This is a genomic window from Microterricola viridarii (genome assembly GCF_001542775.1).
In the GTDB taxonomy this organism is placed as follows: Bacteria; Actinomycetota; Actinomycetes; order Actinomycetales; family Microbacteriaceae; genus Microterricola; species Microterricola viridarii_A.
Genome location: NZ_CP014145.1, coordinates 767,522 through 788,985 on the forward strand (window position 1 = coordinate 767,522; position 21,464 = coordinate 788,985).

Consider the following 21,464-nt stretch of genomic DNA (forward strand, 5'->3'; position numbering starts at 1 on the left):
AATGGCGACGTCGGCGAAGACTCTCATCATCCTCGGTGCAAGCGGCGATCTCACCGCGCGCTTGCTGCTGCCGGCCCTGGGCCAGCTGCTCACCCGAGATCCGGGCCGCTCGCTGCACCTGCTCGGCGCCGACCGCAGGCAGCTCGGCCGAGCCGACTGGCTGGCCAGGGTGAAAGGCTCCTTCGCCGAGGCGGATGCCGCGGGACCCGCCGTGGACACCCTGCTCGCCGGCACCGAGTACCGCGCCGTCGACGTCACCCGGCCGGAGGAGTTGCACGCGCTGTTGGACGCCTGCACGGGAACGCCGGTGCTCTACTTCGCGCTGCCGCCGGCGGTGACTGCCAGCGTCTGCGCTGCACTGGCCGAGTTGACCCTGCCGGCCGGCACCACCCTCGCGCTGGAGAAACCGTTCGGCGTCGATGAGGCGGCGGCCGTCCGGTTGAACGCGGAGCTGCACGCGCTGGTGCCGGAGGAGCAGATCCACCGCGTCGACCACTTCCTCGGCCGCTCGACGGTGAACAACCTCGTTGGCCTGCGCTTCGCGAACCGCATCTTCGAACCGCTCTGGAACAACAACCACATCGCGGCCATCGACATCATCTACGACGAGCAGCTCGGCCTCGAGGGCCGGGCCGGCTACTACGACAAGGCGGGGGCGCTGGTCGACATGATCCAGAGCCACCTGCTGCAGGTGCTCGCCGTGCTCGCCATGGAACCGCCGTCCACCCTGGGCGCCCAGGATGTGCGCGACGCGAAGGGCCTCGTCCTGCGCGCGACGCGCCTGCGCGGCGGCAGCCCGGTGCGCTCCAGCCGGAGGGCCCGCTACACGGCGGGGACGATCGAGGGCACCCGGCTCCCTGCCTACGTGAACGAGGCCGGCGTCGACCCGGCGCGCGGCACAGAGACGCTCGCAGAGCTCACGCTGGAGGTCGACACCTGGCGCTGGGCGGGAGTGCCGTTCACGCTGCGCTCCGGCAAGGCCGTCGGTGCCCGCCGGCGGGAGATCGTGATCACCTTCAAACCGGCGTCGTGGGTGCCGGCCGGGCTGACGGGGAGCCACGAGCCGACCGTGCTGCGCATCTCCCTGGCACCCGACCTGATGTCGCTGGAGCTGAATGTGAACAGCGAAGACGACCCGGACCTGTTGCGCCGGGCCGCACTCACCGCCTCGTTCGGCGCGGGGCAGTTGTTGGCCTATTCAGAGGTATTGGGCGCCATGTTCGACGGCGACCCCACGCTCTCGGTGCGGGCGGATGCCGCAGAGGAGTGCTGGCGCATCGTGGCGCCGGCGGTGGCGGCGTGGAGGGCCGACCGGGTGCCGCTCGAGGAGTACGCGGCCGGGTCGGAGGGGCCGCCCCGCTGGCCCAGCACGGCCGTGGCGGAGGCGGAGACGGATCAGGCCAACAAGCCGCGGTAGCGCTCGATCGCGGCATCCGGAACGTCATCGCCGACGATGCGGCCGTCGTCGACGACGATCACCCGGTCGAATCCGGCCAGCAGATCCAGCTGGTGGGTCACCACGACCACCTGCTGGTCGAGGTTCGTCAGCATCTCGGTGATCACCCGCGCGTTGCGGGCGTCGAGCAGGGTGGTCGGCTCGTCGGCGACGACGATCGCCGGCTCGGTCACGAGCACGGCGGCGAGGGCCAGCAGCTGCTTCTGCCCGCCGGAGAGCCGGTGGGCTGCATGATCGGCATGCCCGGCCAGCCCGAACCGTTCCAGGGTGGCGGCCACCCGGGAGGCGACCTCCGCCTTGTCGAGGCCGCGCCGGCGCAGGCTGAACGCGACATCCTCTGCGACCGTCGGCATCACGATCTGGTTGTCGGGGTTCGTGAACACGAAGCCGACCTGCCGGCGCACCTCGCGCCCGTTCCGGGCAACGTCCAGCCCCTGAACGCTCACCCGGCCGTGGTCGGGGGTGACCAGGCCGTTGATCATGCGCGCGAGCGTTGACTTGCCCGAGCCGTTCGCCCCGACGATCCCCACCCGTCGCTCGGTGATCTCGAGGTCGATGCCGTGCAGCACAGGGCGCTCGCCGTAGCCGTGCGAGACGCCGTCGAACACGATGCCGCTCATGCCGCACGCTCCACGAGCATGGCGAGCCCTTGGCCGCCGCCGATCGAGCATGCGGCGAGGCCGTAGCGGGCGTTGTCTGAGGCGAACATGCGTGCGGCCAGGCGCACGAGCAGCACGGCCCCGGATGCCCCCCAGGGGTGGCCGAGGGCGATCGCGCCGCCATCGGTGCAGATGCGCTCTTCGTCGAGGCCGAGCAGGTCGCTCACCGCCAGAACCTGGGCCGCGAAGGCCTCGGTGATCTCGATCGCGTCGAGCTCAGACACCCGCACTCCAGTGTCGGCGAGCAGGCGTTCGACGGCGGCGACCGCACCGATGCCGGGCAGGGCCGGGTCGGAGCCGGCCGCGGCTGTCGCGACGATGCGCAGGCCGGGCAGGCCGAGTTCGGCGCGCACCGCCTCGGTGGTGACGGCCATGGCCGCTGCACCGTCAGAGACCCCGCAGGAGTTACCAGCCGTCACGGTGCCGCCAGCGCTGAACGCCGCTGTGAACCGGCCCAGCCGGCCGGTGTCCAGCGTCGCGCGCGGCCGGTCGTCCCTGCGCTCTCCGTCGACGGCGACGATCTCGCCGTCGAAGCCGCCCCGGTCGCGGTGGGCGCTGGCCAGGTGGTGGGAGCGCGCGGCCCAGTCGTCCTGACGCGCTCGGCCGATGCCGAAACGGGCGGCGACGGCATCCGCCGCCTCGCCCATGTCTGGGTCAGGCCAGCCGTCCGGCGCGAACGGGGCCCGGGTGTAGCGGCGGGCAGCTGCCTCGCCCTGCGGCGGCCAGAACCGCCACGGCGCCGTCGACGCCGATTCCGCCCCGCCCGCCAGCACGAGCTCTGCGTCGCCGGAGCGCACCAGGCGGCCGGCCTGCAGCACGGCTTCGAGGCCCGAGCCGCACTGCCGGTCGACGGTGACGGCAGGAACGCCATCGCCCAGGCCCGCGCGCAGGGCGGCCAGCCGGGAGACGTTGCCGCCTGGCCCCATGCAGTTGCCCAGGATCACCTCGCCGACCGACCGGCCGGCCGGGGCCAGCTCGTCGGCGACGGCCCGCAGCACGGAGGCGGCGAGCGCGTCGACGCTGTGTTGCGCCAGGGCGCGGCCGGTGGAGGTGATCGCGGTGCGCCGGGCCGCCACGATCACGGGGCTGCGGTGGTCAAACATCGGTGGCGGCTCCATGATCTGAGGCGAGAAGGTCGGCGAAGGGAATGGCGCCGGAGTCGAGCCCGGCGCGCAGAACACCCTTGGCCAGTTTGCCGGATGCCGTGCGGGGGAGGGCATCCACGAGCAGCCAGCGCCGCGGACGCTCCACCGGGTTCAGCAGTGCGGCGGCGGCCGTGCGCACGACAGCGGTCTGCCCCTGCTCGAGCGCGGGGGTGCGTTCGAGCACGGCGACGACGATCTCGCCGAGAACGGGGTGCGGCTCGGCGAGCACGGCGACGCTTCCGAGCCCGGCGATGCCTTCGAGCGCGCGTTCGATGTCCTCGCTCAGCACGGTGCTGCCGGCGGTCGTCACGGCGGTGTCGGCGCGCCCCCGTACCGCCACGGTGCCGTCCGGGGCGAGCTCGACCAGGTCGCCGACGCTCGCGAAGCCGCGGTCGTCGCGCCGCAGCGCACCGCCGGCGACCCGGCCGTGCGCCGTCGCGGCGTAACCCAGCGAGAGGTAGGGGGAGCGCACCCACGCGACGCCGGCGTCACGTTGCTCGATCTCGACACCGGGGAAGGGCCGCAGCCGGCCGGCCCGGCCGCTGACGGCCACGAACGAGAGTTCGGCGGCCCCGTAGTACTCGGTGACCCTCGAACCGCGGGCCTCGGCGGCGGCACGGCCGGCGCCCTGCAAGGCGGCGCCGGCCACGATGAGGCGGGCGGGCAGCGCCTCGGCAGAGAGCAGCCGGCGCAGCACGGCCGGGGTGCAGTGCGCCGCGGTCGGCCCGGCGTCAGCACCGGCCGCGGCACCCAGGGTGCTGTCGGAGACCGCGCCGCGGAGTTCCGCGCCCAGCCACAGCGTGTGCAGGGCGGCGAAGAGGTGCATCGACACGTGCAGTGGCCCGGTGAGCGCGACGATGTCGGTGCTGCGCAGGCCGGTGGCGGCGGTGAACGGCGCGAAGGAATCGAACCACGACGCGGCCGTGCGGGCGACGGCCCTGGACCGGCCGGAAGACCCGGAGGTCATCAGCAGCAGCCCGGTCGACGGCTGCACCGCACCCGGCAGTGGTGCCGGGTTCAGCGGGTCGCTGACCAGCACCGGACGGCCTTGCGCGAGGGCGGCGAGCACGGTCACCAGCACTGCGGTGTCGTCGACGTAATCCGCCCGCACGATGTCGCCAGGTGCGAGCACATGCCCGGCGACCTGCTCGCGGAGAGCGCCGTAGCTGAGCGGGCTCCCCGACAGGGTCAACGCCGTGTCGGCGTCGGCCCCGCCCAGCCACGGCGTGGTTGTCACGGCTGCATCGCCGCCGTGGGGGCCGAATCCGAGTTCGCTGGCGCCGAGGCGCTGCGCCTGCGGTCGGCGATGAGGCCGGGCCAGGCGCGGTGCACCTGCTTGGCGACGAGCACGGTCACGACCACCTTGAGGATGTCGCCGGGCAGGAAGACCAGGCCGCCGGTGAACGCGACCAGCAGCGGGGTGCCCGTGCTGACTGCCAGCCAGGGCACGCCGATCAGGTAGATGGCGACGATTCCGCCGAGCGCCGTCGCACCGAGGGCAGCCCACAGCGGGTAGCGGGGCAGCAGCCGGGCCGTGAACCAGCCGATGACGAGCGCGCCGAGAAGCCAGCCGACGAGGTAGCCGCCGGTCGGGCCGAGGAACACCCCGATGCCGCCGCGCCCGCCGGAGAGCAGCGGCAACCCGGCGGCGACGAGCACCTCGAGCAGCAGCACGGCGAGAAAGCCGTTGCGTGCGCCGAGGATCGCCCCGGCCAACATCACGCCCAACGTCTGGAACGTGATCGGCACGGCGGCGGCGCCGATGTAGAGGGATCCGGGCAGGCCCAGGGCCGCGATGAGCGCCGCGAAGGTGGCGATGGATGCGAGGTCGCGAGCGCTCAGGGTGCGCCGCGTTGCGGGCGGCGTGGTGTGCTGTGTCATAACTGCAACGCTAGAAGTGGGCGCGGATGCCGCGCTCGATCCGCCGTACAAAAAACGGCGGCAAAATCTGGAACGCCGCGGGTCCGGCTAGGCCGCGGCTGTCGCTGCGTGCGCGGGCGCAGAGACGGGAGCGGACGCGGCATCCGCCCACACGGCGACGGGTGCAGGGCTCCAGGGCAGGGCGCTCGGCTCGGTGCCCGGTGCGTTGCGGAGTGCGGCGTGCCCGGCACTGACGGCCTGGGCGACCTGCACGGCGATCTGGCCGCTGAGCATGTCGTGGAAGATCTCGTCGGTGTCGCCGGGCTCGCGGCGGACGAGGGTCCATTCGCCGTTTGCCCCGACGATGTCGGCCAGCTTGTCGGTGACGATCGCGAGCAGCGATTCCTCGCTCAGCTCGGGCGGTGCGGCCGCAATCAGGACTGGTGCAGTCTGTCGGCGCCTGCGGAACATCGCCACGGTCGCTTCCTCTCGCTCGCTTCGGGTGCTGCCTTCAGTCTGCGCTATACTCCGTCGAATCCCGGGGGACACGCCGCAGAACCCAGAGTGCTTACGGCCTGAAGGTGCGTTCGCCGAGCGCTACTGCTCGAGCGCCCAATGCTCGACTGCCTACTGCTCGAGAGCGCGTTCCTGGGCTTCTTCGCGCACAGCGGCGATGGCCAGCGTCAATGAGATGCCCCAGCTCACCCACATCAGGATCAGCCGCCAGTCGCGCGGGCCGTTGCGTGTCGCCTGAATGATCCCAAAGCTGCTGGTGATGGCGCCGATCATGGCGCCGTTGAACAGATATTTACGCATTGTCTGCACCTTCCGTCCCTCTCACGTTAGCCGGATCTGGGAGTTGCCCCCTAGTCTGACCGATCGTGCAGTTCCTGACCGATTGGTCAAGCATGATGGATGCATGCCAGCACCAGACGCCGAATCGGCGCCAGCCCACCCGCGCTCCAATGCGAGCGACGACCTCCGCCAGATCGCCCTCGAGCAGTTCGCCGCCGTCGGATTCGCCGGCGCCTCGCTTCAGCAGATCGCCGACGAGGCGGGCTATTCGAAGTCCAGCGTGCTCTACCACTACGCGAACAAAGAAGCGCTCCTGGAGGCCGCGATCGGCCCGGCCATCGACCGGCTCGGGGCGCTTCTGCAGCGGTACACCGAGCGCGGCCCCACCGTCGAGGCCCGCACGCTGTTCGTCGAGGAATTCATCGACTTTCTGCTCGAGCACCGCCTCGAGGTCTACACCTTCGTCAATCAGGGGCACTCGCTGAGCGGCATCCCGGTGATCGACAGGGCCAACGAGTTCATCGTCACGCTGTCGCACACCGTCTGCAACGACAACGCCTCGACCGAAGACAAGATGCGCTTCGGCATGGCCCTCGGCGGCGCCGCGTACTCGCTCGTCGCCGGTATGTCCTTCCTCGACGCCGACTCGCTCGGTCCCGTCGACGAGGTGCGGGCGGCGCTGATCCGGCTCATCGGCGAACTGCTGGCGCCCGTCACGATTCCCACCGCGTAGAACACGCGCACCGCACTCACCGCACCGCACTCACCGCTTCGCACAGAGCGTTTCAACCCAAGCGCTTCAACCCAAGCGCTGAGAACCAACCCGCACGACCGCCCTCAACGAGCAGGACAGCACAGTGGCAATATTCCTCTACCGCATCGGACACTTCGCCTACCGCCGCGCGTGGACGGTGATCGGTGCCTGGATCCTGGTTCTCGCCGCGCTCCTCGGCGGCGGGCTCGCGCTCGGCGGCCAGATGGCCGAGTCGTACGCGATCCCCGGCACCGAGTCGCAGGAGACGATCGACATGCTGGGGGCCGTGTTCCCGCAAGTGTCCGGTGCCTCCGTCGAGGCGGTGTTCCACACGACAGACGGCTCCGTCGACGATGCGACGAACAAGGCCGCGATCGAGCAGACCATCACCGCCATCGAGGACATCCCCGGTGTCGCGGCTGCCGTCAGCCCGTTCTCCGAGTATGCGGCGAACGCCGTCTCTGACGACGGGCAGACCGCCATCGCGCGCGTGCAGTTGAACGGCGCGTCAACCGATGTCAGCCAGGCGACGCTCGACGCGCTGACCGGTTCCGGTGAGATCGGCCGTGATGCCGGGATGACCGTCGCCTTCGGCGGGCAGGTGTTCCAGGACACCACCTTCGGCCTCACCATCGTCGAGGTCTTCGGCGTGCTGTTCGCCGGCGTCGTGCTCGTCATCACCTTCGGCTCGCTGCTCGCGGCAGGGATGCCGCTGCTGATGGCACTGATTGGTGTAGGTATCGCCACGGGCGGCATCCTCGCGGCGGCCGCCTTCACCAACGTGTCGAGCACGGCCCCGATGCTGGCCGTCATGCTCGGCCTCGCTGTCGGCATCGACTACTCGCTGTTCATCCTGTCCAGACACCGGCAACAGCTGGCCAGGGGAGTGGAGCCGGAGGAGTCCGCGGCCACCGCCGTCGCCACAGCCGGCGGCGCCGTTGTCTTCGCCGGCATCACCGTGATCATCGCCCTGCTCGGGCTGCTGGTCGTCGGCATCCCGTTCCTCAGCACCATGGGCGTCGCCGCCGCATTCGCCGTGTTCATCGCCGTGCTGATCGCGGTCACCCTGCTGCCCGCCATGCTGGGCCTGATCAAGGGCCGGATGACGCCCAAGGCCGGCAGCCGCGCCCACAGGCGCGCGCTCGCCGACGACGATGCGAAGCCGACGCTCGGCCGCCGCTGGGTGAACACCGTGCTGAAGGCCCCCATCGTCGCCGTCGTGCTCGTCGTCGGTGTGCTCGGCACGCTCGCCGTGCCCGCGCTCAGCCTTGACCTCAACCTGCCGACGGGTGCGGCGGAGCCGGCCGGCTCCACCCAGCGCGCGGCCTACGAGATGGTCGAGGATGGCTTCGGCCCGGGTGCCAACGGCCCGCTCATCGTCGTGGTGGACATCACCCAGACGACCGACATCTTCACCGAACTCGACGCGATCCGCACCGAGCTGGAACACCTCGACGGGGTCTCCTTCGTCAGTCAGGGCCTGCCGAACGAGACCGTCGACACCGCGATCATCCAGGTGATCCCGACGACGGCGCCGGACGACCCGGCCACCAAGACCCTGGTGCAGGACATCCGGGACCTCGCCCCCTCCATCGACGCGGAGTACGGCACCCCGATCCGGGTGACCGGCCAGACCGCCGTGACCATCGACATCTCCAACCGTTTGAGCAACGCGCTCGTGCCGTTCGCGCTGGTCGTGGTCGGCCTCTCCATCGTGCTGCTGATGATGGTGTTCCGCTCGTTGTTCGTGCCGGTCAAGGCCGCGCTCGGATTCCTGCTCTCGGCCTTCGCCGCGATCGGCGTGACCGTGGCCGTGTTCCAGTGGGGCTGGTTCGCAGACCTGCTGCACATCGAGCACACCGGCCCGATCCTCAGCTTCCTGCCGATCTTGCTGATGGCCGTCTTGTTCGGCCTCGCCATGGACTACGAGGTGTTCCTCGTCTCTGGCATGCGCGAGGAGTTCGTCCGGCACGGCAAACCGCGCGAGGCCATCGTGCACGGCTTCCAGCACTCCGCCCGCGTCGTGACGGCGGCGGCCCTGATCATGTTCTTCGTCTTCTTCGGCTTCGTGCCGGAAGGAGCTGGCGTCATCAAGGGCATCGCCTTCGCGCTCGCCATCGGCGTGTTCTTCGACGCCTTCCTCGTGCGCATGACGCTCGTTCCCGCCGCCATGGCCCTCGCGGGCAAGGCGGCCTGGTATCTGCCGAAATGGCTCGGCCGATTGCTGCCCAACGTCGACGTCGAAGGCGAGGGCCTCCGGGCCCACCTCGGCGACCTCGCCTGGGCGAAGGCGCAGAAGGGCGCCCTCACCGCGGAGGCGGCCTACCTCGGACTGCCCGGCCAGACGATGGGCCCGTTGAGCTTCGACATCGAGGCGGGCAGCGTCGTCACCGTGCAGGCGCCCGCCGCCTCGCGCCGGGTCTTCGCGGCCTCGCTCGCCGGCCGGCTCGACCCCGTCGGCGGCCGACTGCAGCTGCACGGCTCCCCGCTGCCCTCCGAGCGGTCGCGCGCCCTGCGCCGGGTCGGACTCGTCGATGTCGGCGCCGGCCAGCGGCACGACCTGCACCGCACCGTCGGCGAACTGCTGGCGGAGCGCCTCGAGCTCTCCGTGCCCTGGTATCGGTCCGCCGCGGCCGGTCAGGCCGAGTGGATCGAGAAGATCAACCTGGCCCTGCGCAGCACCGGCACCAGCCACCGCCCGATCGACGCCGACACCAGCATGGCCTCGCTCAGCGCGCTCGGCCGGGCAACCGTCCTGGCGGCCAGCGTGCTCGCCGAGCGGCCAGAGGTGCTGATCGTCGACCTCGGCGATGCCCTGCCGGTCGATGCCCGCGGGCGCAGCATCGCCCAGGTGCTCGCCGTGCTGGCCCCCGTGAAGACCACGATCGTGCTGGCAGCCGGCGACGCCGTGCAGGCGGCATCCGGGGCCATGATCGGCGCCAGGCCCACCGTGGCGCTCGCGCTGCCGGAACCGGCTGATCACGACATCCCCGACCACCACATCACGGATCGCGACGTCCCCGATCACGACATCACGGATTGCGAGGAGCTGGAACACGACGTGCCGGCCCAGAACACCGTTGCAACGCCTGACGCCTCGGAAGAGCGCGTCCTGGAAGAAGGGGGAGTGCGCTGATGAGTGCCCGACTCGAAAAGCTGTTCCGGCGCACGCCCGGCCAACGCCGCACGGCGTTCGCCCTGATGCTTGCTGGCATCATCGTGGTGCCCCTGGCGATCGCCGGACTCGTCTCCGGTGCCCTGGCCAGCGCCGACCAGCGCATGGACGCGGTGCCGGCCATCGTCGTGAACAACGACAAGATGGTCACCGCCACGCTGCCGGACGGCAGCGAGCAGATGATCCTCGCCGGGCGGCAGCTGGTCACAGAGCTGACCGCGCCGGACACCGCCGGCTTCGCCTGGACGATCTCCAACTCGGAGCAGGCCGCCGAGGCCCTCGCCGCCGGCAAGGCGTACGCCGTGCTGACGATCCCGAGCGACTTCTCCGCCTCGATCAACTCGCTCTCCGGGGCCGAGCCGACGCAGGCAGACCTGCAGATCAAGACGGATGACGCGCACGCCTACCTGGCCGGCTCCGCCGCCCAATCCGTCGGCGAGGCCATGACCAGCACGTTCGGCCGTGCGATCACCACGCAGTACCTGAGCGCCTTCTATGCGGGCATCGCCGAGATGGGCACCTCGCTCGGCACCGCTGCCGACGGCGCGGTGACGCTCTCCAGCGGCGTCGGCACCCTGGCCAGCGGCCTCGACGCCCTCTCCAGCGGCGCCTCCTCCGCGGCATCCGGTGCGGCCGGACTGGCCGACGGCGCGAGCGGTTTGGCCGGCGGCGTGCGCGAGTACTCCACCGGCGTCGACGGCATCGCGGCGGGCCTCGGCACGCTGAACGAGGGCGCTGCCGGGCTGACCCAGCTGAGCGACGGGGTGAAGCAGTACACCGGCGGCATCAACCAGGCCGCTGGGCAGCTAAGCCCGTACCTTGACCAGGGCATCGCCGCACTGAACAGTCTGATGCCGAGCCTGACCCCGAGCAGCAGCAGGCTGCGGGGGGCGCGCTCCAAGCGATGGGCGGCGTCAAGGGCGGGCTCGACAAGCTCGTGGGATCGGGTGATGAGCTCGCCAGCCAGACCGCCATCGCCATCGGCGGCGTGCAGGGCGGCATCTCGCAGCTCGCCGGCGGCGCAGCACAGCTCTCCGCCGGCTCGGACGGTCTGCGCTCCGGCGCCGACAGCCTCGCCGGGGGAGCGTCCGAGCTCGCCGGTGGCGTGCAGCAGCTCGCCGATGGCGCCGGCGCTTCGGCATCCGGAGCCCACCAGCTGCAGGGCGGCGCGGGCGAACTGGCGACCGGCCTCGGCGACGGCGCCAAGCAGGCGAGTGCCCTGGCCGGCAGCGACCCGCAGGCCACGGCCGAGGTCATCGCCGAGCCCGTCGGGGTCAGCCTGGAACGCGACAACAAGATCTCCTCCCTCGGCGAGATCATCGGCATGGTCTTCGTTCCGGTCGGCCTCTGGATCGGCGCGCTCGCCATCTTCCTGCTGATGCGCCCGGTCAGCGCGGTCGCGCTCGGCTCGACCGCGTCCACCGGCCGGATCGTGTCGCGCGGGCTGCTGCGCGGCTTCGCGATCGCGGCGGCACAGGTGCTCGTCGTGGTGGCGCTGCTGCACACGACGCTCGGGGTCAGCTGGGCCAGCCTGCCGGCGACGCTCGGCTTCAGCCTGCTGATGGCCGCCGCGTTCGTCGCGGTGCACCACTTCCTGGTCACGGCCCTCGGCCGCAGCGGCGTGGTCGTCTCGCTCGTGCTGCTGGCCCTGCAGCTGACAAGCGCGGGCGGGCTGTACCCGATCGAGATCCTCGCCGCCCCGTTCCAGCTGGTGAGCCCGCTGCTGCCGCTCACCTGGGCCGTGCAGGGCATGCAGGCGATAGTTGCCGGGGTCGGCGGGTCGGCGGTCGGCGTGCCGGCGGCCGCGCTGGCGGTGTTCGCACTGCTCGGCGCGCTGGGCTCGCTCGCCGTTGTCGCGCGGCGCCGCGGCGCGAGTTCCTTCGCGTTCGCGCTGGCGCAGGGGTAGTTGGCCCAGGGGTAGTTGGCGCAGGGGTAGCTGGCCCTCCCTCCAGCCGCCGGGAGAATTCCCGTTGGCTGGAGGGCGCCGCGCCGCGACGAAGGAGCAGCGCAGCGCCCGAAGCCCCGGAGCTCACCGGATGCGGCTGCCCCGGCATCCGCCCCCCGTCGCTGCATCGAGCCAACGGGGTCGGGAGGCCCCTCTTCTCTGCACCCAGGAGGGAAGGCGCTGCGCAACGCGCCCGCGGTTAGCACAGCCGGTGGCGTTAGTACACCCCCTGAGTTAACTGAACGGTTGAAATGGCACGGTGCTAGCCTCGGAAGCGAGCAAGGTGCGAGCGCCTTTCGCACCGGAACGGATACACCATTACCGCGTCAGAGAGCCCCGAACCCGTGTCCAAAGCCAAGCAGCCTGAACCCATCGGCGACTACGGCCTGGTCGTCGTCTCGAACCGCCTGCCGGTCGACTTCGTTGTGGACGAGGACGGCGTGGAGGGCTGGCGCTCCTCGCCCGGCGGCCTGGTCACCGCGCTGGAGCCGGTCATGCGCGAGTCCGACGGGGCATGGGTCGGCTGGGCTGGCGTCGCCGACCGGGAACTCGACCCCTTCGAGCACGACGGCATCTCGATCATTCCCGTTCCGCTCAGCGAAGAGGACCTCGAGCGCTACTACGAGGGCTTCTCGAACGACACCCTCTGGCCGCTCTACCACGACGTCATCGCACCGCCCAGCTACCACCGCGAGTGGTGGGAGAGCTACGTCACGGTCAACCGCCGCTTCGCAACGGCCGCTGGCCGGGCAGCCGCGCTGGGGGCAACGGTCTGGGTGCACGACTACCAGCTGCAGCTCGTGCCGGCCATGCTGCGCGCGATCCGGCCCGACCTGGTCATCGGCTTCTTCAACCACATTCCCTTCCCGCCCTACGGCATCTACTCGCAACTGCCCTGGCGCAAACAGATCCTCGAGGGTCTGCTCGGCGCCGACGTCATCGGCTTCCAGCGGGTGGCGGATGCCGGAAACTTCACCCGCGCCGTGCGCCGGCTCTTGGGTTACACGACCCGGCACACGGTCGTCGAGGTGCCCGGCGACAACGGCGACCTCCGCCGCGTCGTCGCCACGAACTTTCCCATCTCGATTGATGTCGCCGGCTTCGAGGAACTCGCCGCCCGGCCCGACATCCAGGCCAGGGCGCTCGAGATCCGGGCCGGCCTCGGCAACCCGGAGACCGTGATGCTCGGCGTGGACCGCCTGGACTACACCAAGGGGATCGGGCACCGGCTGAAGGCCTATGGGGAGCTCCTCGCCCAGGGCCGCCTCGACGTCGAGAAGACGGTGCTGGTGCAGGTCGCCAGCCCGAGCCGTGAACGTGTCGCGACCTATATGTCGTTGCGTGACGAAATCGAGCTGCAGGTCGGCCGGTTGAACGGCGACCACTCGACGCTCAGCCACACGGCCATCGCCTACCTGCACCAGGCCTACCCGCGCGAGGAGATGGTTGCCCTCTACCTGGCCGCCGACGTCATGCTCGTCACCGCGCTCAGGGACGGCATGAACCTGGTCGCGAAGGAGTACGTGGCCAGCCGCATCAACAACGACGGAGTGCTCGTCTTGAGCGAGTTCGCCGGGGCATCCGACGAGCTCAAGCAGGCCCTTCTGATCAACCCGCACGACATCGAGGGGCTGAAGAACGCGATCGAGAGCGCGGCACGGATGCCGAGCAAAGAGCGCAAGAAGCGGATGAAGACCCTGCGCAAGCGTTTGCGCGAGAACAACGTTTCTGACTGGGCCAAGGCCTTCCTCGACATGCTCACCGGGCGCGCGGCGATCGAGCCGGGCATTCCGGAGGCCCTTGTCACCAAGCTGCGCGAGGTGGCGGCGACGCCTCGGCTTCTGATCGCCCTCGACTTCGACGGCACTCTGGCCCCGCACGTGGACCGACCGGAGGAGGCCAGGGCGCTGGAGAGCGCCCGCGCCGCCGTGATGCGCCTCATCGCCCTGCCAGAGACCCGCGTCGCGTTCGTCTCCGGGCGAGCCCTGGTCAGCCTGGAGCAGGTCGCCGAACCGCCGGAGTCGGTGCTCTTGACCGGCTCGCACGGCATCGAGATGAAGCTCGACCAGCCGGGCATCTCGCTCGACCTGCTCAGCGAGGAGATCGCCCAGCTGGCGACCCTCGCCGAGATCTTGGACGGCATCGCCGCGCGGGCCGAGGGTGTGTGGGTGGAGCGGAAACCGGCCGGATTCGCCCTGCACACGCGGCTCGTGCCCACGCCGGTCGGGCAGGCGCTGCAACGCACCGCCCGCGGGGCTGTAACCAGCGCGCTGCCCAGCCTCACGGTGTTGGAGGGCAAGAACGTGCTTGAGTTCTCGGTGCGCGACGGAAACAAGGGCGATGCGCTGAAGTACCTGCGCGAGTACACCCATGCGACATCCGTCTTCTACGCCGGCGACGACGTCACCGACGAGAACGCCTTCGCGGTGCAGGGAGCCGACGACCTCTCGCTCAAGATCGGGCAGGGCTTCACCGTGGCCGGCAACCGGGTGCGCGGGCCGGAGGAGCTGGCCGAGGTGCTGGCGCTGCTCGCCGACTTCCGGGCCTCGCAGGCCGGGGCGCTGGATCGCGCCCGCTCCTGAGCGGGCGTAGTGCACCCCGCCGAGGTTCTAGACTCAAGCCATGCCTGAGATTGATATCAAGCCACGAAGCCGTGCAGTCACCGATGGAATCGAAGCCACCACGAGCCGCGGAATGCTCCGCGCCGTCGGCATGGGGGACGAGGACTGGGACAAGCCGCAGATTGGCATCGCGAGCTCGTGGAACGAGATCACCCCCTGCAACCTGAGCCTGGACCGGCTCGCCCAGGGCGCCAAGGAGGGCGTGCACTCCGGCGGCGGATACCCGCTGCAGTTCGGCACCATCTCCGTCTCCGACGGCATCTCGATGGGCCACGAGGGCATGCACTTCTCGCTCGTCTCGCGTGAGGTCATCGCCGACTCCGTCGAGACCGTCATCATGGCCGAGCGCCTCGACGGCACCGTGCTGCTGGCCGGATGCGACAAGTCGCTGCCCGGCATGCTGATGGCCGCCGCCCGCCTCGACCTGGCATCCGTGTTCCTCTACGCGGGCTCCATCGCCCCCGGCTGGGTGAAGCTGACCGACGGCACAGAGAAGGAGGTCACCATCATTGACTCCTTCGAGGCCGTCGGCGCCTGCAAGGCCGGCACCATGAGCGAGGAAGACCTCAAGCGCATCGAGTGCGCCATCGCCCCCGGCGAGGGTGCCTGTGGTGGCATGTACACCGCCAACACCATGGCGTCCGTCGCGGAGGCGCTCGGAATGAGCCTGCCCGGCTCTGCCGCACCGCCCTCGGCCGACCGCCGCCGCGACTACTACGCGCACCGCTCCGGCGAGGCCGTCGTCAACATGCTGCGCCTCGGCATCACCGCCCGCGACATCATGACCAAGAAGGCGTTCGAGAACGCCGTCACGGTCGCCATGGCGCTCGGCGGCTCGACCAACGTCGTGCTGCACCTGCTCGCCATCGCCCATGAGGCAGAGGTCGAGCTCACCCTCGACGACTTCAACCGCATCGGCGACAAGGTTCCGCACCTGGCCGACATGAAGCCGTTCGGCAAGTACGTCATGGCCGACGTCGACCGCCACGGCGGCATCCCGGTTCTCATGCGCGCCCTGCTCGAGGCCGGCCTGCTGCACGGTGACGTCATGACCGTGACTGGCAAGACGCTCGCAGAGAACCTCGAGGCGCTGAACCCGGATCCGCTGGACGGCGAGGTCATCCGCACGCTCGACAACCCGATCCACGCCACCGGCGGCATCACCGTGCTCAAGGGCTCGTTCGCCCCCGAGGGCGCCGTCGTGAAGACCGCCGGCTTCGACGCCGACATCTTCGAGGGCCCCGCCCGCGTGTTCGAACGCGAGCGCGGAGCAATGGATGCCCTGACCGAGGGCAAGATCAGCAAGGGCGATGTCGTCATCATCCGCTACGAGGGCCCCAAGGGCGGCCCGGGTATGCGCGAGATGCTTTCCATCACCGCGGCCATCAAGGGTGCCGGGCTCGGAAAAGATGTACTACTCTTGACGGACGGCCGATTCTCAGGTGGCACAACCGGACTGTGCATCGGCCACATAGCACCCGAAGCAGTGGACGCAGGTCCTATTGCATTCGTGCGCGATGGTGATCTTATACGGGTCGATATCGCGGCCCGCTCCCTTGACCTACTTGTCGATGAGACTGAGCTGGCCGCCCGCCGTGAAGGCTGGGCACCTCTTCCCCCGCGCTATACCCGTGGCGTTCTCGCGAAGTACTCCAAGCTTGTGCACTCTGCAGCCGAAGGCGCAGTCACCGGCTAGTCGCCGCGATTCATCAATCCATCACGTACCCAAGGGAAACCACCGTATGCCTACGGAATCTCAGAACGTGCCGACGCCTCCAGCACCCAAGACGGGTGCTGGGGTTCCGGCCACTCCACATGCCGGCTCAGCGAAACTGGGCCCCGAAAAGATGACGGGCTCCGGCGCGATCCTGCGCAGCCTCGAACTGCTGGGCGTCAAGGACGTCTTCGGTCTGCCGGGCGGCGCCATCATCCCGTTCTACGACGAGCTGATGAGCTCGACCGCGATCCGCCACATCCTCGTTCGCCACGAACAGGGCGCTGGCCACGCGGCTGAGGGCTACGCGTCCTCCAGCAACAAGGTCGGCGTCGCGATCGCGACATCCGGCCCCGGTGCCACGAACCTCGTCACGGCCATCGCCGACGCCTACATGGACTCGGTGCCGCTTCTGGCGATCACCGGTCAGGTCTTCTCCACGCTGATGGGGACGGATGCCTTCCAGGAGGCCGACATCGTGGGAATCACGATGCCGATCACCAAGCACTCCTTCCTGGTCAAGAAGGCAGAGGACATCCCGGCGACGATCGCCGCCGCGCACCTGATCGCCTCGACCGGTCGCCCCGGCCCCGTGCTGGTGGACATCACCAAGGACGCCCAGCAGGGCGAGATGGTGTTCACCTGGCCGCCGAAGATCGACCTGCCCGGCTACCGCCCCGTCACCAAGGCGCACGGCAAGCAGATCCAGGCCGCGGCTCAGCTGCTCGCCGACTCCAAGAAGCCGGTGCTCTACGTCGGCGGCGGTGTGATCCGCGCCCGCGCCTCGGCCGAGCTGAAGGTGCTCGCAGAGGCATCCGGTGCCCCCGTCGTCACCACGCTGATGGCCCGCGGCGCGTTCCCGGACTCGCACCCGCAGCACCTGGGCATGCCCGGAATGCACGGAACCGTGCCCGCCGTGCTCTCGCTGCAGGACGCCGACCTGATCATCTCGCTCGGCGCCCGCTTCGACGACCGCGTCACCGGCAAGGTGTCGCTGTTCGCGCCGAATGCCAAGATCGTGCACGTTGACGTCGACCCGGCCGAGATCTCCAAGATCCGCAATGCGGACGTGCCGATCGTCGGTGACGCCAAAGACGTGATCGTCGACCTCACCGCGGCCCTGGCCGAGGTGACCGGAGGTGTGGCGCCTGACATCTCAGAGTGGTGGGAGAACCTGAACGGGCTGCGCAAGCAGTTCCCGCTCGGTTACAGCAAGCCGACCGACGGCCTGCTCGCCCCGCAGTACGTGATCCAGCGCATCGGTGAGCTCACCGGCCCGGAGGGCATCTATGCGGCCGGCGTCGGCCAGCACCAGATGTGGTCCGCGCAGTTCATCAAGTACGAGCGCCCCAACGCCTGGCTGAACTCGGGTGGTGCGGGAACCATGGGTTACTCGGTCCCCGCCGCCATGGGCGCCAAGGTGGCCGAGCCGGATCGCGTTGTCTGGGCGATCGACGGCGACGGATGCTTCCAGATGACCAACCAAGAGCTTGCCACCTGCGTCATCAACAACATCCCGATCAAGGTCGCGATCATCAACAACTCCTCGCTCGGCATGGTGCGCCAGTGGCAGACCCTGTTCTATGAGGGACGGCACAGCTTCACCGACCTGAACACCGGCCACGAGACGGCCATGGTGCCGGACTTCGTCAAGCTGGCCGACGCCTACGGTGCCCTCGGCATCCGGGTCCGGACAGAGGACGAAGTGGATGCCGCCATCAAGCTCGCACTGGAGACGAACGACCGCCCGGTCGTCATCGACTTCATCGTGAGCCGCGACGCCATGGTCTGGCCGATGGTTCCGCAGGGGCTCTCCAACAGCGCCGTGCAGTACGCCAAAGACAAAGCACCAGCCTGGGAAGAGGAGTAAGCCATGAGCACCCACGTTCTGAGCCTGCTCGTCGAAGACAAGCCCGGCCTGCTCACCCGCGTCGCCGGCCTGTTCGCGCGCCGCGGCTTCAACATCGAGAGCCTCGCCGTTGGTCACAGCGAGATCGAGGGCCTCTCGCGCATCACCGTCGTCGTTGACGTCGAGGAGTTCCCGCTCGAGCAGGTCACCAAGCAGCTGAACAAGCTGGTCAACGTGATCAAGATCGTCGAGCTGGATGCCGCACAGTCCGTGCAGCGTGAGCACCTCCTCATCAAGGTGAAGGTCGACAACACCACGCGCTCGCAGGTGCTCGAGGCCGTCACCCTGTTCCGCGCCAGCGTTGTCGACGTCGCCAGCGACGCCCTCGTGATCGAGGTCACCGGCGATTCGGGCAAGACGACCGCGCTGCTGCGCGTTCTCGAGCCCTACGGCATCAAGGAGATCGCACAGTCGGGCCGTCTGGCCATCGGCCGTGGCTCCAAGTCGATCACCGAGCGCGTGTTCAAGAGCTAGACACCTGCTGCACCGCAACACCCGGCCCAACTTCCACACCACCACAAACAAGTTAGAGAGAAACACGAATGTCTGAGATCCTTTACGACAAAGACGCTGACCTGTCGATCATCCAGGGCAAGAAGGTTGCCATCGTCGGCTACGGCTCGCAGGGCCACGCCCACGCGCTGAACCTCCGTGACTCCGGTGTCGAGGTCGTCATCGGCCTCAAGGAGGGCTCGAAGTCGGCTCCCAAGGCGCAGGACGAGGGCTTCAAGGTTCTCTCCGTCGCCGACGCGGCCGAGTGGGCTGACCTCATCATGATCCTCGCTCCGGACCAGCACCAGCGTTCGATCTACAACGACCAGATCAAGGACAAGCTGACCGCGGGCAAGACCCTCGCCTTCGCGCACGGCTTCAACATCCGCTTCGGCTACATCGACGCCCCTCAGGACGTCGACGTCATCCTCGTCGCCCCGAAGGCCCCCGGCCACACCGTGCGCCGCGAGTTCGTTGCCGGCCGCGGCATCCCGGACATCATCGCCGTCGAGAACGACGCCACCGGCCAGGCCTGGGACATCGCTCTCTCCTACGCGAAGGCGATCGGTGGCACCCGCGCCGGCGTCATCAAGACCACCTTCACCGAAGAGACCGAGACCGACCTGTTCGGTGAGCAGGCCGTTCTCTGTGGTGGCGTCTCGCAGCTCGTCCAGTACGGCTTCGAGACCCTGACCGAGGCTGGCTACCAGCCCCAGATCGCCTACTTCGAGGTTCTGCACGAGCTCAAGCTCATCGTTGACCTGATGTGGGAGGGCGGCATCGCCAAGCAGCGTTGGAGCGTCTCCGACACCGCTGAGTACGGCGACTACGTCTCGGGCCCGCGCGTCATCGACCCGAGCGTCAAGGAGAACATGAAGGCCGTTCTCGCCGACATCCAGAGCGGTGCATTCGCCAAGCGCTTCATCGACGACCAGGACGCCGGAGCTCCCGAGTTCCTCGCGCTCCGCGCCAAGGGCGAGGCTCACCCGATCGAGGTCACCGGCCGCGAACTGCGCAGCCTCTTCGCGTGGAAGCAGCTGGACGAGGACTACACCGACGGCAGCGTCTCGCGCTAGTTTCTACTAGCTCACCGCGGTGGCCCGCCTCCCAGGAGGCGGGCCACCGTGCGTTAACCGCCGGGCCGGGATGCCCGCCGTGGCACCGCCGTTACAGACATCGGATGTCTAGCGCTAGGCTCAGGGGAGTCATTCGCCTCATCACCCCAGGAGTACAACGCCGTGTCTGCAGTTGACTGGTTCACGACCGCCCGTTTTGGCATGTTCATCCACTTCGGCCTGTACAGCGGTGCCGCCAGGCACGAGTGGGTGCAGACGAACGAGAAGCTGACGGATGCCGACTACCGCCAGTATTTCGACAACTTCGACCCCGACCTCTTCGACGCAGGCGAGATCGCCCGCACGGCCAAGCAGGCCGGCATGCGCTACGTGGTGCTCACCACCAAGCACCACGAAGGCTTCGCGCTCTGGAACACGCGGCTCAGCGACTTCAACGCGCAGGCGGCCTGCGGCCGCGACCTGGTGCGGGAGCTCGTCGACGCACTGCGTGCAGAGGGCCTGAAGGTAGGCCTGTACCACTCGCTGATCGACTGGCACCACCCCGACTTCACCGTGGACTGGGTGCACCCCCGACGCGACGACGAGAACGCGCACGCGCTGAACGAGGGCCGCGACATGGCCCGCTACCGCGAGTTCCTGCACGGCCAGATGCGCGAGCTGCTCACCGGCTACGGTGACATCGACTACCTGTTCTTCGACTACACCTACCCGGAGACGAAGCAGGGCTGGGCCGGCAAATCTGCGGAGGACTGGGACGCGGCGGGCCTGCTCGCCCTCTGTCGCGAGCTGCAGCCCGGCATGATCGTCAACGACCGCCTCGGCATCCCCGGCGACTTCGTCACCCCGGAGCAGTACCAGCCGACGTCGCCCCTGTTCACCGACGGGGTGCCCGTGCTGTGGGAAGCCTGCCAGACCACGAACGGCTCGTGGGGCTATGACCGCGACAACGACAACCACAAGTCGGCCGACCTGCTGATCCGGATGCTGGCCGACTCGGTGTCGATGGGCGGCAACATGCTGCTGAACGTCGGCCCGAACGGCAGAGGAGCGCTCGACAAGCGCGACACCGCCTTGCTCGCCGAGATCGGCGAGTGGATGCGGCTGCACGAGCGGGCGATTGTGGGTGCCGGCCACGCCGTGCACACCCCACCGCGCGAGGGCGTCTACACGCAGCGCGGCAACAAGCTCTACCTGCACCTGTTCACCTGGCCGATGGGCTTCGTGCACCTGCCCGGGCTGGCCGGTGCGGTGAGCTATGCGCGGCTGCTGCACGACGGCTCGTGGGTGAAGATGAGCGTCTCCGACCCGGACCAGCAGGCGCTCGTCACGCAGCCGGCCGGCCAGGCCGCCGGAACCCTCACGCTGTCGCTGCCGACCCGCCGCCCCGACGTGGCGGTTCCCGTGATCGAGCTGACGCTCAGCGCGTAGCCGTAGCCCCGCCCTGCGCCACTTCGTGCGTCTGCGCGCCAGGTGAGGTGGCGCGGAGGCGCACGAAGTGGCGCTGGGCGGGCCCGGCCAGCTGATGCAGGGGCGACGGCGGCGTCGCGCGGTATTGGCTTCGGTCGCTGGCGCTCCCTCGAGCCAACGGGGGATAGGCGAGCCGACGGGGGTTAGGCGAGCCGACGGGGTACGTGCGCCAGCTTGGGTGGCGAGGCCGACGGGGATCGGGAGGTCGACCGGGGATCGGGAGGCGGTTCTCGCCGAACGCCGCCTCCCAACCCGCCGAGTGCCTCCCGATCGGGAGCCGGGGCGGGAGGGTCGGCAGCCCCGCCCTGCGCCACTTCGTGGCGCTCCGCGCCAGGTGAGGTGGCGCGAAGGCGCACGAAGTGGCGCTGACTGGCTGGCTGGTGCCGGGCGGATGCC

Annotated in this window: 16 protein-coding genes and 1 pseudogene; 11 read left to right on the plus strand and 6 right to left on the minus strand. The window is 69.5% G+C overall.

What is annotated here, in order from left to right; all coding sequences use genetic code 11:
- Position 1 precedes the first annotated feature (1 nt).
- Entirely contained in the window at positions 2 to 1,417 is a 1,416-nt protein-coding gene (locus AWU67_RS03440) for a glucose-6-phosphate dehydrogenase (RefSeq protein ID WP_067226765.1), read from the plus strand.
- Here the strand turns inward: AWU67_RS03440 and AWU67_RS03445 are convergent.
- The 6 genes from AWU67_RS03445 to AWU67_RS03470 form a co-directional block, all read right to left on the minus strand.
- The gene (locus tag AWU67_RS03445) at positions 1,396 to 2,076 is read right to left on the minus strand and encodes an energy-coupling factor ABC transporter ATP-binding protein (RefSeq protein ID WP_067226766.1); all 681 of its coding nucleotides are present in this window, start codon (positions 2,074 to 2,076) and stop codon (positions 1,396 to 1,398) included. The two genes, AWU67_RS03440 and AWU67_RS03445, sit on opposite strands and share 22 nt — an antisense overlap.
- The gene (locus AWU67_RS03450) at positions 2,073 to 3,218 is read right to left on the minus strand and encodes a thiolase family protein (RefSeq protein WP_067226767.1); all 1,146 of its coding nucleotides are present in this window, start codon (positions 3,216 to 3,218) and stop codon (positions 2,073 to 2,075) included. Before AWU67_RS03450 ends, AWU67_RS03445 begins: the two co-directional genes overlap by 4 nt.
- Positions 3,211 to 4,497: an AMP-binding enzyme gene (locus AWU67_RS03455; protein ID WP_067226768.1), complete on the minus strand. Its 1,287-nt coding sequence runs from the start codon at positions 4,495 to 4,497 to the stop codon at positions 3,211 to 3,213. The genes AWU67_RS03450 and AWU67_RS03455 overlap by 8 nt, the downstream gene beginning before the upstream one ends.
- Complete coding sequence (locus AWU67_RS03460) at positions 4,494 to 5,141, minus strand: biotin transporter BioY (protein WP_067226769.1); 648 nt, start codon at positions 5,139 to 5,141, stop codon at positions 4,494 to 4,496. Before AWU67_RS03460 ends, AWU67_RS03455 begins: the two co-directional genes overlap by 4 nt.
- A gap of 87 nt (positions 5,142 to 5,228) precedes the next feature.
- Positions 5,229 to 5,597 (minus strand): hypothetical protein, encoded by a 369-nt coding sequence (locus tag AWU67_RS03465; RefSeq protein WP_129586624.1) that lies wholly within the window; start codon positions 5,595 to 5,597, stop codon positions 5,229 to 5,231.
- A gap of 150 nt (positions 5,598 to 5,747) precedes the next feature.
- Positions 5,748 to 5,936: a hypothetical protein gene (locus AWU67_RS03470; protein ID WP_067226771.1), complete on the minus strand. Its 189-nt coding sequence runs from the start codon at positions 5,934 to 5,936 to the stop codon at positions 5,748 to 5,750.
- A 103-nt stretch (positions 5,937 to 6,039) separates the two neighbouring features.
- Here AWU67_RS03470 and AWU67_RS03475 point away from each other — a divergent pair, with 103 nt between their 5' ends.
- The 10 genes and pseudogenes from AWU67_RS03475 (at position 6,040) to AWU67_RS03520 (ending at position 21,029) form a co-directional block, all read left to right on the plus strand.
- Positions 6,040 to 6,648, plus strand: a complete 609-nt coding sequence (locus tag AWU67_RS03475; RefSeq protein WP_067226772.1) for a TetR/AcrR family transcriptional regulator — start codon at positions 6,040 to 6,042, stop codon at positions 6,646 to 6,648.
- Between the two features lie 124 nt (positions 6,649 to 6,772).
- On the plus strand, positions 6,773 to 9,805 hold the full coding sequence (locus AWU67_RS03480; protein ID WP_067226773.1) for an MMPL family transporter: 3,033 nt from the start codon (positions 6,773 to 6,775) through the stop codon (positions 9,803 to 9,805).
- A 65-nt stretch (positions 9,806 to 9,870) separates the two neighbouring features.
- Positions 9,871 to 10,614: pseudogene (locus tag AWU67_RS18050) on the plus strand (YhgE/Pip family protein); the annotation flags it as partial.
- A 134-nt stretch (positions 10,615 to 10,748) separates the two neighbouring features.
- Positions 10,749 to 11,750 (plus strand): YhgE/Pip family protein, encoded by a 1,002-nt coding sequence (locus AWU67_RS18055; RefSeq protein WP_067226775.1) that lies wholly within the window; start codon positions 10,749 to 10,751, stop codon positions 11,748 to 11,750.
- Between the two features lie 383 nt (positions 11,751 to 12,133).
- Positions 12,134 to 14,371: a bifunctional alpha,alpha-trehalose-phosphate synthase (UDP-forming)/trehalose-phosphatase gene (locus AWU67_RS03495; RefSeq protein WP_234407345.1), complete on the plus strand. Its 2,238-nt coding sequence runs from the start codon at positions 12,134 to 12,136 to the stop codon at positions 14,369 to 14,371.
- A 40-nt stretch (positions 14,372 to 14,411) separates the two neighbouring features.
- Complete coding sequence (gene ilvD / locus AWU67_RS03500) at positions 14,412 to 16,106, plus strand: dihydroxy-acid dehydratase (protein ID WP_067226776.1); 1,695 nt, start codon at positions 14,412 to 14,414, stop codon at positions 16,104 to 16,106.
- 151 nt (positions 16,107 to 16,257) lie between these two features.
- The gene (locus AWU67_RS03505) at positions 16,258 to 17,994 is read left to right on the plus strand and encodes an acetolactate synthase large subunit (RefSeq protein WP_234407346.1); all 1,737 of its coding nucleotides are present in this window, start codon (positions 16,258 to 16,260) and stop codon (positions 17,992 to 17,994) included.
- Positions 17,995 to 17,997: 3 nt separating this feature from the next.
- On the plus strand, positions 17,998 to 18,507 hold the full coding sequence (ilvN, locus tag AWU67_RS03510; RefSeq protein ID WP_067226778.1) for an acetolactate synthase small subunit: 510 nt from the start codon (positions 17,998 to 18,000) through the stop codon (positions 18,505 to 18,507).
- Positions 18,508 to 18,575: 68 nt separating this feature from the next.
- On the plus strand, positions 18,576 to 19,601 hold the full coding sequence (gene ilvC / locus AWU67_RS03515; protein ID WP_067226779.1) for a ketol-acid reductoisomerase: 1,026 nt from the start codon (positions 18,576 to 18,578) through the stop codon (positions 19,599 to 19,601).
- A 162-nt stretch (positions 19,602 to 19,763) separates the two neighbouring features.
- Positions 19,764 to 21,029 carry an alpha-L-fucosidase gene (locus AWU67_RS03520; RefSeq protein ID WP_067226780.1) on the plus strand — a complete coding sequence of 422 codons (1,266 nt, stop codon included), beginning with the start codon at positions 19,764 to 19,766 and terminating at the stop codon, positions 21,027 to 21,029.
- Positions 21,030 to 21,464 lie beyond the last annotated feature (435 nt).

What these genes read in the sequence shown, in the direction of transcription:
- ilvD (WP_067226776.1), top strand. Translation starts at nt 14,412, where the DNA reads ATGCCTGAGATTGATATCAAGCCACGAAGCCGTGCAGTCACCGATGGA.
- AWU67_RS03475 (WP_067226772.1), top strand. Translation starts at nt 6,040, where the DNA reads ATGCCAGCACCAGACGCCGAATCGGCGCCAGCCCACCCGCGCTCCAAT.
- AWU67_RS03445 (WP_067226766.1), bottom strand. Translation starts at nt 2,076, where the DNA reads ATGAGCGGCATCGTGTTCGACGGCGTCTCGCACGGCTACGGCGAGCGC.
- ilvN (WP_067226778.1), top strand. Translation starts at nt 17,998, where the DNA reads ATGAGCACCCACGTTCTGAGCCTGCTCGTCGAAGACAAGCCCGGCCTG.
- AWU67_RS03470 (WP_067226771.1), bottom strand. Translation starts at nt 5,936, where the DNA reads ATGCGTAAATATCTGTTCAACGGCGCCATGATCGGCGCCATCACCAGC.
- AWU67_RS03460 (WP_067226769.1), bottom strand. Translation starts at nt 5,141, where the DNA reads ATGACACAGCACACCACGCCGCCCGCAACGCGGCGCACCCTGAGCGCT.
- AWU67_RS03450 (WP_067226767.1), bottom strand. Translation starts at nt 3,218, where the DNA reads ATGTTTGACCACCGCAGCCCCGTGATCGTGGCGGCCCGGCGCACCGCG.
- AWU67_RS03440 (WP_067226765.1), top strand. Translation starts at nt 2, where the DNA reads ATGGCGACGTCGGCGAAGACTCTCATCATCCTCGGTGCAAGCGGCGAT.
- ilvC (WP_067226779.1), top strand. Translation starts at nt 18,576, where the DNA reads ATGTCTGAGATCCTTTACGACAAAGACGCTGACCTGTCGATCATCCAG.
- AWU67_RS18055 (WP_067226775.1), top strand. Translation starts at nt 10,749, where the DNA reads ATGGGCGGCGTCAAGGGCGGGCTCGACAAGCTCGTGGGATCGGGTGAT.
- AWU67_RS03505 (WP_234407346.1), top strand. Translation starts at nt 16,258, where the DNA reads ATGACGGGCTCCGGCGCGATCCTGCGCAGCCTCGAACTGCTGGGCGTC.